A 15,063-nucleotide genomic window follows, 5' to 3' on the forward strand; every position below is an offset into this window, starting at 1 on the left:
TTGCTGTTGCGCTTACAGAATATAGCGCGACAGGTCCTCATCCTGGGCCAGCTCGCCCAGGTGGCCGTTGACGTAGGCGGCGTCGATCACGATCGGCTTGTCGCTGTGCTCGCTGGCGAGGTCCGCGGCGTCGAAGGAGACTTCCTCCAGCAGGCGTTCGAGCAGCGTGTGCAGGCGGCGGGCGCCGATGTTCTCGGTCTTCTCGTTGACCTGCCAGGCGATCTCCGCCAGGCGCTGGATGCCGTCGTCGGCGAAGGCGATGTCCAGGCCCTCGGTCTTCAGCAGCGCGGTGTACTGTTCGGTGAGCGAGGCGTGCGGTTCCTTGAGGATGCGCTGGAAGTCGCCCGGGGTCAGGGCCTTGAGCTCGACGCGGATCGGCAGGCGGCCCTGCAGTTCCGGCACCAGGTCGCTGGGCTTGGACAGGTGGAAGGCGCCCGAGGCGATGAACAGGATGTGGTCGGTCTTGACCATGCCCAGCTTGGTGTTGACGGTGCAGCCCTCGATCAGCGGCAGCAGGTCGCGCTGCACACCCTCGCGGGAGACGTCGGCGCCGCCGACGTTACCGCGCTTGGCGATCTTGTCGATCTCGTCGATGAAGACGATGCCGTTCTGCTCCACGGCTTCCAGGGCGCGGGCCTTGAGGTCTTCCTCGTTGACCAGGCGCTGGGCCTCTTCGTCGCGGATCAGCTTCATGGCCTCGGCGACCTTCAGCTTGCGGCTCTTGCGCTTGCCCTTGCCCATGTTGGAGAACAGGTTCTGCAACTGGCTGGTCATCTCCTCCATGCCGGGCGGCGCCATGATTTCCACGCCGGCCGGGACGTCGGCCACTTCGATGTCGATTTCCTTGTCGTCCAGCTGGCCTTCGCGCAGGCGCTTGCGGAACAGCTGGCGGGTGTTGGAGTCCTCGCGCGCTGGCTCGTCGCCGAAGCCCGCGGTGCGCGCCGGCGGCAGCAGGGCGTCGAGGATGCGTTCCTCGGCGGCGTCTTCGGCGCGGTATTTGACCTTCTGCACTTCCTGCTCGCGGAGCATCTTGATCGCGGCGTCGGCCAGGTCGCGGATGATCGACTCGACATCGCGGCCGACGTAGCCGACCTCGGTGAACTTGGTCGCTTCCACCTTGAGGAACGGGGCGTTGGCCAGCTTCGCCAGGCGCCGGGCGATCTCGGTCTTGCCGACGCCGGTCGGACCGATCATCAGGATGTTCTTCGGCGTCACCTCGGCGCGCAGCTCGGCCGGCAACTGCATGCGCCGCCAGCGGTTGCGCAGGGCGATGGCGACGGCGCGCTTGGCGTCGTCCTGGCCGATGATGTGGCGGTTGAGTTCGTGGACGATCTCGCGGGGAGTCATGGACATTTGTTCGGCTACTCCGGAGCGACAGGGCCTCAGACGGCGCTGTCGAGCTCCTCGATGGTGAGGTTCTGGTTGGTGAACACGCAGATGGAACCGGCGATGTTCAGCGCCGTTTCGGCGATCTCGCGGGCGGACATGCCGTCATCGGCCTTCTGCAGCAGGGCCATGGCCGCGGCCTGGGCGAAGCCGCCGCCGGAGCCCATGGCGATCAGGCCGTGCTCGGGTTCGACCACGTCGCCGTTGCCGGTGATGATCAGCGAGGCGTCCTTGTTGGCCACCGCCAGCATGGCTTCCAGGCGGCTCAGGGAACGGTCGGTGCGCCAGTCCTTGGCCAGCTCGACGGCGGCGCGGACCAGGTGCCCCTGGTGCTTCTCGAGCTGCTGCTCGAAGCGTTCGAAGAGGGTGAAGGCGTCGGCGGTGGCGCCGGCGAAGCCGGCCAGCACCTGGCCGTGGTAGAGGCGGCGGACCTTCTTCGCGTTGCCTTTCATGACGGTGTTGCCAAGGGAAACCTGGCCGTCGCCGCCCATGACGACTTTGCCGTTGCGGCGGACAGAAACGATAGTGGTCAAGGGGGAGTTCTCCACACAGCGGGGCGTTGATGCCCGAATGCGGAGTCATATGGGGATGAAGGATGCGGCCTTCAAGCCGGGGCGACGGACGCGCCTGCGCCGGGTTGCCCGGAGGCGATTGCGCGGGCCCGCGCCTGGCGGGCCCGCGCGGGGTTTCAGCGGGTCTGGCGCTGCTGTAACAGCAGGTTGCTGAAGCCGTTGGCCGACAGTTGTTTCTGCGCCGCCGAGACCTGGGCGCGGTCGCTGTAGGGGCCGACCATCACCCGGTACCAGGTTTCGTCGCGCACCGCGCCGGATTCCACCCGCGCGCTCTGCCCGAGCAGGATCACCTGGGCGCGCACGCGGTCGGCGTCGGACTGCTTGCGGAACGAGCCGGCCTGCAGGAAGAACTGCGTGGCGGCCACCGCCGGCGGGGCGATCGGCTTGGCGGCCGGCGCGGGCGCGGTGGTCGGCGTCGCCGCCTTGGCCGCGGCGGCCGGTGGCTGCGCCTGGGTCGCTGGCGGCGTGGCCGGCTTGACCACCGCCGGCGGTGGCGGGGTCTGGCCATTGAGCGCCGCCTGGGCGCGGGCGGTGTCGATCTTCGCCGCTTCCTCCGGGGTGCTGACCACGGTTGGCGTCTGCGGCTTCTCCGGCACGGCCTCCGGCGGCACCACCACTTCCGAGCCCGGCAGCAGGGTGTAGAAGTCGTACTTGGGCTTCACCGCCACCGCCGAGGGCTGTTGCGCCGGCGTGGCCGGCTTGGCGCCCTGGGCGATGCCCGGTTTCTGCTGTTCCGGCTTCTCCCGGCGCACTTCGTTGCGGCCCGGTTCCAGCTTCATCAGGAACATGATGAAGCCGCCGATGGCCAGGCCGGCGACCAGCCAGGCCCAGCCGGGGACCGAGGTCTTCTTGGCCGGGGCCTGGTAGCGGCTGGCGCCGCGCTTGGGAGCGGGTTTCTTCTTCGCCATGGAGGGTTACATGCGTTCCAGGGTTTCCAGGCCCAGCAGTTCCAGGCCCTGCTTGAGGGTACGGCCGGTGAGGGCGGCCAGTTTCAGACGGCTTTCCTGTTGCTCCGGGGTCTGCGCGGCGAGGATCGGGCAGTGCTCGTAGAAGCTGGAGAACAGCCCGGCCAGTTCGTACAGGTAGGCGCAGAGGATATGCGGCACGCCCTTGAGCCCGACATTGTTGAGCAGGTCGCCGAACTGCGCCAGCTGCGCGGCCAGGGCCTGCTCCTGCGGGGCTTCCAGGACGATCTTGCCGCCGACCTCGTCATAGCCCTTGCCCAGCTTGCGGAACACGCTGGCCACGCGGGTGTAGGCGTACAGCAGGTAGGGCGCGGTGTTGCCCTCGAAGCTGAGCATCTGCTCGAAGTTGAAGCTGTAGTCGCTGGTGCGGTGCTTCGACAGGTCGGCGTACTTCACCGCGCCGATGCCCACGGCGTGGGCGATCTGGCGCAGCTCGGCGTCGCCCAGTTCGGGGTTCTTGGCCTTCACCAGGGCGTAGGCGCGTTCCTCGGCTTCATCGAGCAGGTCGATGAGCTTCACGGTGCCGCCGTCGCGGGTCTTGAACGGCTTGCCGTCGGCGCCGTTCATGGTGCCGAAGCCCATGTGCTCCAGGTCCATGCTGGCCGGCACGAAGCCGGCGCGGCGGGCCACTTCGAACACCTGCTGGAAGTGCAGGGCCTGGCGCTGGTCGACGAAGTACAGCACGCGGTCGGCGTGCAGCTTGGCATGCCGGTAGCGCATCGCGGCGAGGTCGGTGGTGGCGTACAGGTAGCCGCCGCCGGCCTTCTGCACGATCACCGGCAGCGGGTTGCCCTCGGCGTTCTTGAACTCGTCGAGGAAGACGCACAGGGCGCCGTTGTCCTCGGTCAGCAGGCCCTTGGCCTTGAGCGCGTCGACCACGTTGGCGAGGTCGTCGTTGTAGGCGCTCTCGCCCATGACGTCGGCCATGGTCAGCTTCACGCCGAGCTGGTCGTAGACCTTCTGGCAGTGCGACAGGGAGATTTCGTTGAAGCGGGTCCACAGGCGCAGGCACTCGGGGTCGCCGGCCTGCAGCTTGACCACCAGCTCGCGGGCGCGGTCGGCGAACTCGGCGGACTCGTCGAAGCGCTTCTTCGCCGCGCGGTAGAAGACTTCCAGGTCGTGCAGTTCGGCCTGGGCGTCGACCGGTTGTTCTTCCAGGTAGGCCAGCAGCATGCCGAACTGGGTGCCCCAGTCGCCGACGTGGTTCTGCCGGATCACGGTGTCGCCGAGGAACTCCAGGACGCGGGCCACGGCGTCGCCGATGATGGTCGAGCGCAGGTGGCCGACGTGCATTTCCTTGGCCAGGTTCGGCGACGACAGGTCGATCACCACGCGCTGTGCGGCGCCGGCCTTGTGCACGCCCAGGTGGGCGTCGGCCAGCGCGGCTTCCAGGCTGGAGGCGAGCCAGGCCTGGTCCTGGAAGAAGTTGAGGAAGCCGGGGCCGGCGATGTCGACCTTGGCCACCTGCGGGTTGGCCGGCAGCGCGGCGACCAGCTTGGTCGCCAGGTCGCGCGGCTTCATGCCGGCGGGCTTGGCCAGCATCATCGCGATGTTGCTGGCGTAGTCGCCGTGGCTGCGATCCTTGGTGGTCTCGACCTGGATGTCCGGGGTCAGCCCGGCAGGCAGGGTGCCGTCCTCGACGAGGCTGGCGAGGGCGTGCTGGATCAGCTGGCGGATGGTGTCTTTCATGGCTTTTCTCCGTGCTCGCGCGCGACTCGGGGCGGCGACCGCATATCTGGCTCAGAACCGCGCATTATCAGGGTCTGAAGGAAAAGCTACAAGCAAGCCGCCGCAGCCGCCTTGACTTCGACCAAGGCTGGCGTCGATTGAGGCGTTCAGAACAGGTCGATTGGGTCGACGTCCAGCGACCAGCGCACCTGGCGCCCGCTAGGCATCGTTTCGAGGATCGGCAGCCAGCACGATAGCAGGCGGTGCAGCGGCACCCGCGCGCTGCTCATCAGCAGCAGCTGGGCGCGGAAGCGGCCGGCGCGGCGTTCCATCGGCGCCGGCACCGGGCCGAGCAGCTCGACGTCGCTGCCCAGCTGCGCCTGCAGGCGCTCGGCCTCGGCGCAGGCTTCGTCGAGGAAGCCTTCGGCCTGGCCCGGCTTGTGCGCCTCGGCGCGCAGCAGGGCCAGGTGGCAGAACGGCGGCAGGCCGGCGGCGCGGCGTTCCGAGAGGGCCTGCTCGGCGAAGGCGAAGTAACCCTGCTCGGTCAGCTGCACCAGCAGCGGGTGCTCGGCCAGGTGGGTCTGGATCAGCACCTTGCCCGGCTCCTCGGCGCGCCCGGCGCGGCCGGCGACCTGGACGATCTGCTGGGCCATGCGCTCGCTGGCGCGGAAGTCGGCGGAGAACAGCCCGCCGTCGGCGTCGAGGATCGCCACCAGGGTCACCCGTGGGAAGTGGTGGCCCTTGGCGAGCATCTGGGTGCCGACCAGGATGCACGGCTCACCCTTGTTGATGGTGGCGAACAGGTCGCGCATGGCGTGCTTGCGCGAGGTGCTGTCGCGGTCGATGCGCAGCACCGGGTAGTCGGGGAAGAGGATGCGCAGGCGCTCCTCGGCGCGCTCGGTGCCGGCGCCGACCGGGCGCAGGTCCAGCTGGTTGCACTTGGGGCACTGGCGCGGCGGGCGCTCGCGGTGGTCGCAATGGTGGCAGCGCAGCTCGCCGGAGCCCTGGTGCAGGGTCATGCGCGCGTCGCAGCGCGGGCACTGGCTGATCCAGCCGCAGTCGTGGCACAGCAGGGTCGGGGCGAAGCCGCGGCGGTTCAGGTACACCAGCACCTGCTGGCCGGCGCCGAGGGTCTCGCCGATGGCGCGTTGCAGCGGCATCGACAGGCCGGCGTCCAGCGGCAGGCTCTTCACGTCCAGGCGCTGGAACTTCGGGGCCTGGGCGCCGCCGGCGCGCTGGGTCAGGCGCAGCAGGCCGTAGCGGCCGCTGGCGGCGTTGTGCAGGCTTTCCAGCGAGGGCGTGGCCGAGCCGAGCAGGATCGGCACCTTCTCCATGCGCGCCCGCACCAGGGCCAGGTCGCGGGCGTGGTAGCGCAGGCCCTCCTGCTGCTTATAGGAAGCGTCGTGCTCCTCGTCGATGATGATCAGCCCCGGGTTCTTCAGCGGGGTGAACAGCGCCGAGCGGGTGCCGATGACGATGTCCGCCTCGCCGTCGCGGGCCGCCAGCCAGGCGTCCAGGCGTTCGCGGTCGGTCAGCGCCGAGTGCAGCAGGGCGATGCGCGCGTTGAAGCGGCGCTCGAAGCGGCTCAGGGTCTGCGGGCCGAGGTTGATCTCGGGGATCAGCACCAGAGCCTGCTTGCCGGCTTCCAGGGCCTCGCGGATCAGCTGCAGGTAGACCTCGGTCTTGCCGCTGCCGGTGACCCCGGCCAGCAGGTAGCTGTGGAAGCCGCCGAAGCCGGCGCGCACCGCTTCGCAGGCGGCGCGTTGTTCGGGGTTGAGCGGCAGCTCGGCCTGCGCCAGCCAGCCGCCGTGGTGTTCCAGCGGCGCGTGGCGGCGGTTTTCCTGGCGCGCCAGGCCCTTTTCCACCAGCAGGTCGAGGCTGTCCTTGTTGATGTCCAGCTGGCCGAGCAGTTCGTGGAGCACGCCGTGCGGGTGCTGTTGCAGCGTCTGCAGGGCCTGGCGCTGGCGCGGCGCGCGGGCCAGGCGCGGGTCGTCGAGGCGCGCGTCGGCGGCGGCGAGCCAGAAGCGCTGCACCCGCGTCTCGGCCGGTTCGCCCTGGCGCAGCAGGTTGGGCAGCGCCCAGGACAGCGTGTCGCCGAGGCTGTGCTGGTAGTACTGCGCGGTCCAGCGGCACAGCTCCAGCAGGTGCGCCGGCATCGGCGGCTGGCGGTCGAGCACCTCCAGCGCCGGGCGCAGCTTGTCCTCGGGCACTTCCGAGGTGTCCGCCAGTTCCACCAGCATGCCGACGATCTCGCGGCGCCCGAAGGGTACGCGCAGGCGCACGCCGGGCTGCAGCTGCCGGGGGTCGACCCCGCGTGGCGGCAGGTAGTCGAACAGGCGGCGCAGCGGCGAGGGCAGGGCGAGGCGCAGGATGCTGGCTTGGGACACGCTGGGGGCTTTCCGGGGCGTCGGGGAGCGGCGATCTTAGCATGCGCCGAGCGACGGTCGGTCGTGGCGCCGACTTGCGTTGATTCGCGTCTCTGGTATGATCCACGCCCTTAATTTGCGTGCGGTGCCCGGTAAATAGATCCCGCCTGCGGTCCTCGATGACCGTGGCTCGGCTTCTGACAGAGACTGGGTGGCGGCACACCAACCAGAGGAAGACATCATGAAACCGGAAATCCATCCCGCGTACGAAGAAATCGAAGCCACCTGCAGCTGCGGCAACGTGATCAAGACTCGTTCGACCCTGTGCAAAGGCATCCACCTGGACGTCTGCTCCGAGTGCCACCCGTTCTACACCGGCAAGCAGAAAGTTCTGGACACCGGCGGCCGTATCGATCGCTTCAACCAGCGCTTCGCCATGTTCGGTGGCAAGAAGTAAGAGCGATTTCCGGAAAAGCCCCGATGGCCTTTCCCGATTTGCTGAAAAAGGCGCCCCTGTGGGGCGCCTTTTTTGTGCTCGCGATTTGCCTGGGCGGGCCGGCCCGGGCCGCGTCCTGCCCGGCGCCCGACGACGCGGCCAGGGTGCGCGTGGCGCGGGTGGTGGATGGCGACACGCTGAAGCTGAGCGACGGGCGCAGCGTCCGCCTGATCGGGGTCAACGCGCCGGAGCTGGCGCACAACGGGCGCAGCACCGAAGCCTTCGCCGAAGCCGCGCGGCAGCGCCTGCAGGCCCTGGTGGCGGCCAACGACGGTGAATTAGGGTTGCAGCTCGGACGCCAGGCCAAGGACCATTACGGTCGTACCCTGGCGCACCTGTACGACCGCCAGGGGCGCAATATAGAGGCGCAACTGCTCGCCGATGGCCTGGGCTACCTGGTGGCGGTGGCGCCGAACACCGAGCTGACCGCCTGCCAGCAGGCCGCCGAGCGCGAGGCCCGCGCGGCCAGCCGTGGCCTGTGGAAGCGCTCGCCGGTGCAGGACGCGCAGTCCCTGCGCGAAAGCGGTTTCGCGGTGATTCGCGGGCGGGTCGCCGAGGTGCAGCGCAATCGCGGCGGCCTGTGGCTGGAGATGGACGGTTCGCTGGTGCTGCGAATCGAGCCTAGGCTTTTGAAAGCGTTCGATAAGCGCACGTTGGATGAGCTGCCCGGACGCACCCTGGAGGCGCGCGGCTGGGTCATCGATCGCGCCGCGCGCGGCGCCGTGAAACCGGGGCAGGCGCGCTGGCTGCTGCCCCTCACCGACCCGGCCATGCTGGAGCTGTTGCCATGACCACGACAAGGACGCTGTTGCTCACCTGCCTGTTCGCCCTGAGCGGCGCGCTGGGCGGCTGCGCGGTCAATCCCGCCACCGGCGAGACCGACTTCGTCACCATGAGCGAGCAGGATGAGCTCGCCCTCGGCCGTCAGGCCAGCCAGGCCGCCGCCAAGCAGTACCCGCGCTACGCCGACGAGAAGCTCCAGGCCTACGTGCAACAGGTTGGCGAGCGGGTCGCCCGCGCCGGCGACCGGCCCACCCTGCAGTACCACTTCACGGTGGTCGACACCGGCGATATCAACGCCTTCGCCTTGCCCGGCGGCTACATCTACATCCACCGCGGGCTGATGGCCTACCTCAATTCCGAGGCTGAGCTGGCCGCCGTGCTCGGCCACGAAGTCGGCCACGTCACCGCTCGCCACAGCGTGCGCCAGCAGAGCCAGGCCAGCGCCTGGAACGTGCTCGGCGCGGCGGTGGCGCTGGGCACCGGGGTCAGCGCCGCCGGCGACCTGACCAACGTCCTCGGCACCGCCGTGGTGCGCGGCTACGGCCGCGACATGGAGCTGCAGGCCGACGGCCTTGGGGCCAAGTACCTGGCTCGCGCCGGCTACGACCCGAAGGCGATGATCCAGGTCGTGCGGGTGCTGAAGAACCAGGAGGACTACGCCCGCCAGGTCGCACAGGCCAAGGGCGAGGCGGTGCAGCCGGTGGGCTACCACGGGCTGTTCGACACCCACCCGGACAACGACCGGCGCCTGCAGGAGGTGCTCGGCCCGGCCCAGGCGCTGGCCACCGGGCAGCAGGAGGTTGGCCGCGAGCGCTACCTCAAGGCCATCGACGGCCTGCCCTTCGGCGACTCCGCCGAGGCCGGCATCCGTCGCGGACAGAGCTTCTACCACGCCGAGCTGGGCTTCACCCTCAGCTACCCGCCGGGCTGGAGCCTGCTCAACCAGCCCAGCGCGCTGGTCGGCTACCCCCAGGACCAGCAAGCCCTGCTGGGCATGAAACTGGTGCCGCGCGATGCCCAGCTGACCCCGCTGGAGTACCTGCGCAAGGGCGCCGGCGGACGCCTGGCCGAGGAGCAGGAACTGAACCAGGCCGGGCTGCAGGGCGCCACCGGTGTGGTGCCGGGCACGCCCGCGCGGCGTGTGGCGGTGATCTACAAGGACCAGGGCGCCTACCTGTTCGTGGGTGCGGTCAAGGGTCGCGCTTCCCTGGAAAGCCGCGACGCCGATTTCCTCGGCGTGATCCGCAGCTTCCGCCCGCTGCGCGCCGACGAACGGAAGCTGGCCGAACCCCGGCGTCTGCAGTTGGTCCAGGTGAAGGCCGGGCAGAGTGTGGAACAGCTGGCAAAGGGTGGAAACGAGCCGGAATCTGACGCGATTTCTCGTATACGATTACTCAATGATTTGTATCCAACTGGTCAGCCAAAACCCGGCGACTTGTTGAAAATCGTGCGTTAGCAGCATTGACAGCGGGGCCCTGGGGCTATCTTGGCAGGCGCATTCTTCCCGCGTATGCTCGGTCGCCCGTCTGTCCAACAAGCAATAAAGCGGAAGTGCCAAAAATGTCTGATCTCAAGACCGCTGCCCTCGAATATCACGCGCAACCCCGCCCCGGGAAACTCAGCGTCGAGCTGACCAAGCCGACCGTCACCGCCCGCGACCTGTCGCTGGCCTACAGCCCGGGCGTGGCTGAGCCGGTCCGTGAGATCGCGCGTGACGCCGAACTGGCCTACAAGTACACCGGCAAGGGCAACCTGGTCGCGGTGATTTCCGACGGCACCGCCATTCTCGGCCTGGGCAACCTCGGCCCGCTGGCCTCCAAGCCGGTCATGGAAGGCAAGGGCGTGCTGTTCAAGCGCTTCGCCGGTGTCGACGTGTTCGACATCGAAGTCGACGCCGAGAGCCCGCAGGCCTTCATCGACACCGTCAAGCGCATTTCCATCACCTTCGGCGGCATCAACCTTGAAGACATCAAGGCGCCGGAGTGCTTCGAGATCGAGCGCGCGCTGATCGAACAGTGCGACATCCCGGTGTTCCACGATGACCAGCACGGCACTGCCATCGTCACCGCCGCCGGCATGCTCAACGCCCTGGAAATCGCTGGCAAGCAGCTCGAGACGGCGAAGATCGTCTGCCTGGGCGCCGGCGCCGCCGCCATCTCCTGCATGAAGCTGCTGGTGAGCATGGGCGCCAAGGTCGAGAACATCTACATGATCGACCGCCAGGGCGTGATCCACGCCGGCCGCAGCGACCTGAACCAGTACAAGGCGGTGTTCGCCACCGAGACCGACAAGCGCACCCTGGCCGACGCCCTGGAAGGCGCCGACGTGTTCGTCGGCCTGTCCGGCGCGAACCTGCTGAGCGCCGACGACCTCAAGCGCATGGCGCCGAACCCGATCGTCTTCGCCTGCTCCAACCCGGACCCGGAAATCAAGCCGGAGCTGGCCCACGCCACCCGCAACGACGTGATCATGGCCACCGGCCGTTCGGACTACCCGAACCAGGTGAACAACGTGCTCGGCTTCCCCTTCATCTTCCGCGGTGCCCTGGACGTTCGCGCCACCCGCATCAACGAAGAGATGAAGATCGCCGCCGCCCTGGCCCTGCGCGACCTGGCCAAGGAGCCGGTGCCCAAGGACGTGTGCGACGCCTACGGCGTGTCCTCCCTGGAATTCGGCCGTGAGTACATCATCCCGAAACCCATGGACAAGCGCCTGATCACCGTGGTCTCCGACGCCGTGGCGAAAGCCGCCATCGAGACCGGCGTGGCCACCCTGCCGTACCCGAAACACTATCCGCTGCAATCGGTGGAAGACGTGTTCAAGGGCTGATCCCGGCCGCTCGTTTCGGCCCCGGGCCGAAGCCAGGAAACGCCGTTTCTCCGTGAGGGGAAACGGCGTTTTTCATTGTCGGCTCGTCGATACGTGGCCCCAGGGAAGCACGGATGTAGGAGCGGCGCAGGAGCGGACTCCGCCCGCGATCGGCTTCGCGGGCCAGGGGCTATGCTGTAAAAAGGCGCCGTTCCTCCATTCGCCGCGACGCCGCTCGGCCACGGGCCGGGGAGGCGTGCCATGGTCACGCTGCTTCGCCGTTGCGCTCTGTTCCTGCTGCTGGTCGCGGCCGGGGCCACGGCGGGCCCGCCGGCGGTGGTGCTGAGCGTGGACGGGGCCATCGGCCCGGCGACTTCCGACTATGTTCTGCGCGGCCTGCAGCGCGCGGCGGACGAGGGCGCGCCCTTGCTGGTGCTGCGCCTGGACACGCCGGGCGGCCTGGACAGCGCCATGCGCGACATCGTCAAGGCGATCCTGCAAAGCCCGATCCCGGTGATCGGCTACGTCGCCCCCGGCGGCGCCCGCGCGGCCAGCGCCGGCACCTACATCCTCTATGCCTGCCATGTCGCGGTCATGGCGCCGGGCACCAACCTGGGCGCGGCCACGCCGGTGCAACTCGGTGGCGCGCCGCAGCCCGCCGCCGACAAGGGCAAGGCGAAGGGCGGCGAAGACGACACTCTCAAGCGCAAGCAGGTCAACGACGCGGCGGCCTACATCCGCGGCCTGGCGCAGCTGCGCGGGCGCAACGCCGAATGGGCCGAGCGGGCGGTGCGCGAGGCGGTCAGCCTGTCCGCCGAAGAAGCCGTGAAGCAGAAGGTGGTCGACCTCCAGGCCGGCGACCTTGACCAACTGCTGCGCGCCATCGACGGGCGCCGGGTGCAGGTGGCCGGGCAGCCGTCGCAGCTGCACAGCGCCGGGCTGGCCTGGGTCGAGCGTGGCGCCGACTGGCGCACCCGCCTGCTGGCGGTGATCACCGACCCTAGCGTGGCGCTGATATTGCTGATGATCGGTGTCTACGGGCTGATCTTCGAGTTCGCCAACCCCGGGCTGGCGCTGCCCGGCGTGCTCGGCGGTATCTGCCTGCTGCTCGGGCTCTACGCGCTGCAACTGCTGCCGGTGAACTTCGCCGGGGTGGCGCTGATCGTCCTCGGCCTGGCCTTCATGGCCGCCGAGGCCTTCGTGCCGGCCTACGGCAGCCTGGGCATCGGCGGCATCGCCGCCTTCGTGATCGGCGGGCTGATCCTGATGGATACCGACGCGCCGGGCTTCGGCATCCCCCTCGGGCTGATTCTCGGCGTGGCCACCCTGAGCGCGGCATTCATCGTGCTGGTGCTGGGCGTTGCGCTGAAGAGCCGGCGGCGCCAGGTGGTCAGCGGCGCCGCCGGCCTGGTGGGCAGCCGCGCCCTGGTCGAGCGGGTGGCCGGCGAGGATGCGCACGCCGGCTGGGTACAACTGCAGGGCGAACGCTGGCAAGTGCGCTCGCCCGGAATCCTGCGCGCCGGCCAGCGGGTGAAGGTGCTGGCGCGCGACGGCCTGCGCCTGGAGGTGGCGGCCGACGACGAACCGGGAGGTGACTGATGGGCATTCCCTTCGGACTGCTGGTGGCGCTGGTACTGCTGCTGGTACTGGTGCTCGGCGCCTTGCGCATCCTGCGCGAATACGAGCGCGGCGTGGTGTTCCAGCTCGGCCGCTTCTGGAAGGTCAAGGGGCCGGGGCTGGTGCTGGTGATCCCGGTGGTGCAGCAGATGGTCCGCGTCGACCTGCGCACCGTGGTGCTCGACGTGCCGCCGCAGGACGTGATCTCCCGCGACAACGTGTCGGTGAAGGTCAACGCGGTGGTGTACTTCCGCGTGCTCGAGCCGCAGAAGGCGATCATCCAGGTGGAGAACTTCCTCGCCGCCACCAGCCAGCTGGCCCAGACCACCCTGCGCGCGGTGCTCGGCAAGCACGAGCTGGACGAGATGCTGGCCGAGCGCGAGCGGCTGAACCTGGACATCCAGAAGGTGCTCGACGCGCAGACCGACGCCTGGGGCATCAAGGTGGCCAACGTCGAGATCAAGCACGTCGACCTCAACGAGTCGATGGTCCGCGCCATCGCCCGCCAGGCCGAAGCCGAGCGCGAGCGGCGGGCCAAGGTGATCCACGCCGAGGGCGAGCTGCAGGCCTCGGAGAAGCTGATGCAGGCCGCCGAGATGCTCGCCCGCCAGCCCGGCGCCATGCAACTGCGCTACATGCAGACATTGGGCAGCATCGCCGGCGACAAGAACTCCACCATCGTTTTTCCGATGCCCATCGACCTGCTCAAGGGACTGCTGGAAACCAACGGACAGCGTAAGAATTGACTGAAGGCAGGGTGTGTGGCGGCGAGGCGTCTACCCTGTAGGTTTCTCAAGCTTTGGTTACCGTCCGGTTGCGGACGGGCTGGGGGAAACCATGAACTATCACGCCCTGGTCGTGGCGACGCTGCTGTCGTCCGCCTTTTTCGCCGGCTGCGCTGGCGCTCCGCAGATGAGTTGGTCGCGGGTGGGCGATTCTGCCCAACGCGCGGTGGTCGACCCCGGCACCTGGGCGCCAGTGGCCGGCGCCGCGGTGATCGCCGCCGGCAACTGGGACCACAAGTGGCAGAAGTCCGCGGCGAACCACGAGTGGTTCTTCGGCGGCGACGCCAACCAGGCCGCCGACCGCATGCTCAACATCAGCACCGCGGTGAGCGTGGCCACCGCGCTGGTGGCGTCGCCCAAGGGCCTGGACAATGAGGAGACGTGGAGCTGGCGCGGGCGCAACCTGGCGCTGCTGACGGTCGACCGCTATGCGGTGACCGGCCTGGTGGAGGAGTGGAAGGAAATCTCCGGGCGCGATCGTCCGGACGGCATTCCCGACGATTCCTTCCCGTCCAAGCACACCGCGGTGACCGCTACCCACAACCAGTTCACCCGGCGCAACCTGGACTACATCGACATGGACCCGACCCTGCGCTTCACCGCCAAGGCCGGGCTCTATACAGTGGACGGGCTGACCGCGCTGTCGCGCGTCGAGGGCTCCAAGCACTACCCGACCGATACGCTGGTGGGTATGGCGGTGGGTAACTTCGTCGCCAACTTCACCTACAATCTGTTCCTTGAGGGATCGCCTGAGAGCGCCTACACCTTCGGCGTGATGCCGGAAGACGGTGGGATGAGCCTGCGCGTGGCGATGCTGTTCTGACCGTTCCCGCCCGCCGTGGCGAAACGGCGTCGGCTGTCCTGCGAGTATCGGCACAAGGAGATTCATGCTGCTGCGCGCCCTGTTGTTGATGCTGCTCCTGCCGTTCGCCGCCCGGGCCGAGGAGCCGCTGAACCTGGTGGCCGACCGCTGGCCGCCCTACGCCGACGCGCAGATGCCCGGCCGTGGTCTGGCGGTGCATTTCGTCAGCACCGCGCTGACACGCGCCGGTTACGCCATCCACTACGCCGAGGTGCCTTGGCCGCGCGCCCTGCACGGGGTGCAGAATGGCGAGTACGACGTGCTGGTGGATTCCTGGTTCAGCCCCGAGCGCGAGGAATTCGGCCACTACTCCGAACCCTACCTGGTCAACCGCCTGCGCTTCCTCAAGCGCAAGGGCTCGCCCATCGCCTTCAACCGCCTGAGTGACCTCTATCCGTACCAGATCGCCGTGGTCCGCGGTTACAGCTACACCCCCGAGTTCAACGAGGACCGCCGCCTGCACCGGGTGCCGGTGCTGTCCTTCCCCAACGCCGCGATGATGGTGGTGGCCGGCCGCGTGGAGCTGACCCTGGAAGACGAGTGGACCGCCCGCTACATCCTCGACCACGACCTCAGGAACGACCGCGACAAGCTGGAGTTCCTGCCCCAGCCGCTGGCCGAGAACCCGCTGCACATCCTGGTCAGCCGGGCCAATCCGCATCACGACCAGATCATCGAGGACTTCAACCGCGAGCTGCGGCTGATGCGCGAGGACGGCAGCTACGACGCCTTCATGAACCTGCGCCGGCCCTGAG

Annotated in this window: 13 protein-coding genes; 8 read left to right on the forward strand and 5 right to left on the reverse strand. The window is 68.7% G+C overall.

All coding sequences use genetic code 11. The features are described 5' to 3' along the window. Positions 1–12: 12 nt before the first annotated feature. The 5 genes from hslU to P3W75_RS31295 all read right to left on the reverse strand — a co-directional run bounded on the left by hslU (position 13) and on the right by P3W75_RS31295 (position 6,978). Positions 13–1,353 (reverse strand): ATP-dependent protease ATPase subunit HslU, encoded by a 1,341-nt coding sequence (hslU, locus tag P3W75_RS31275; protein WP_276231209.1) that lies wholly within the window; start codon positions 1,351–1,353, stop codon positions 13–15. Positions 1,354–1,382: 29 nt separating this feature from the next. Then, positions 1,383–1,919: an ATP-dependent protease subunit HslV gene (gene hslV, locus P3W75_RS31280; protein ID WP_276231210.1), complete on the reverse strand. Its 537-nt coding sequence runs from the start codon at positions 1,917–1,919 to the stop codon at positions 1,383–1,385. A gap of 155 nt (positions 1,920–2,074) precedes the next feature. After that, entirely contained in the window at positions 2,075–2,866 is a 792-nt protein-coding gene (locus P3W75_RS31285) for an SPOR domain-containing protein (RefSeq protein WP_276231211.1), read from the reverse strand. A 6-nt stretch (positions 2,867–2,872) separates the two neighbouring features. After that, a complete protein-coding gene (argS, locus tag P3W75_RS31290) occupies positions 2,873–4,612 on the reverse strand; it encodes an arginine--tRNA ligase (protein ID WP_276231212.1) in 1,740 nt (579 codons plus the stop codon). Between the two features lie 146 nt (positions 4,613–4,758). Continuing rightward, a complete protein-coding gene (locus P3W75_RS31295; protein ID WP_276231213.1) occupies positions 4,759–6,978 on the reverse strand; it encodes a primosomal protein N' in 2,220 nt (739 codons plus the stop codon). A gap of 220 nt (positions 6,979–7,198) precedes the next feature. Between P3W75_RS31295 and rpmE the strand changes: the two genes are divergently transcribed. The 8 genes from rpmE (at position 7,199) to P3W75_RS31335 (ending at position 15,062) form a co-directional block, all read left to right on the forward strand. Then, on the forward strand, positions 7,199–7,414 hold the full coding sequence (gene rpmE / locus P3W75_RS31300; RefSeq protein ID WP_276231214.1) for a 50S ribosomal protein L31: 216 nt from the start codon (positions 7,199–7,201) through the stop codon (positions 7,412–7,414). A gap of 23 nt (positions 7,415–7,437) precedes the next feature. Next, positions 7,438–8,244 (forward strand): thermonuclease family protein, encoded by an 807-nt coding sequence (locus P3W75_RS31305; RefSeq protein ID WP_276231215.1) that lies wholly within the window; start codon positions 7,438–7,440, stop codon positions 8,242–8,244. Further along, positions 8,241–9,692 carry a M48 family metalloprotease gene (locus P3W75_RS31310; RefSeq protein WP_276231216.1) on the forward strand — a complete coding sequence of 484 codons (1,452 nt, stop codon included), beginning with the start codon at positions 8,241–8,243 and terminating at the stop codon, positions 9,690–9,692. Before P3W75_RS31305 ends, P3W75_RS31310 begins: the two co-directional genes overlap by 4 nt. 104 nt (positions 9,693–9,796) lie before the next feature. Next, positions 9,797–11,065 (forward strand): malic enzyme-like NAD(P)-binding protein, encoded by a 1,269-nt coding sequence (locus P3W75_RS31315; RefSeq protein WP_276231217.1) that lies wholly within the window; start codon positions 9,797–9,799, stop codon positions 11,063–11,065. A gap of 249 nt (positions 11,066–11,314) precedes the next feature. Continuing rightward, a complete protein-coding gene (locus P3W75_RS31320; protein WP_430765431.1) occupies positions 11,315–12,643 on the forward strand; it encodes an NfeD family protein in 1,329 nt (442 codons plus the stop codon). Then, positions 12,640–13,407: a slipin family protein gene (locus P3W75_RS31325; RefSeq protein WP_276231251.1), complete on the forward strand. Its 768-nt coding sequence runs from the start codon at positions 12,640–12,642 to the stop codon at positions 13,405–13,407. The genes P3W75_RS31320 and P3W75_RS31325 overlap by 4 nt, the downstream gene beginning before the upstream one ends. A 91-nt stretch (positions 13,408–13,498) precedes the next feature. After that, positions 13,499–14,269, forward strand: coding sequence for a phosphatase PAP2 family protein (locus P3W75_RS31330; protein WP_276231219.1), 771 nt, complete (start codon positions 13,499–13,501; stop codon positions 14,267–14,269). 64 nt (positions 14,270–14,333) lie between these two features. Continuing rightward, complete coding sequence (locus P3W75_RS31335; protein WP_276231220.1) at positions 14,334–15,062, forward strand: substrate-binding periplasmic protein; 729 nt, start codon at positions 14,334–14,336, stop codon at positions 15,060–15,062. Position 15,063: the final 1 nt, after the last annotated feature.

Origin of the sequence: Pseudomonas citronellolis (genome assembly GCF_029335315.1) — a bacterium.
Classification (GTDB): domain Bacteria; phylum Pseudomonadota; class Gammaproteobacteria; order Pseudomonadales; family Pseudomonadaceae; genus Pseudomonas; species Pseudomonas citronellolis_A.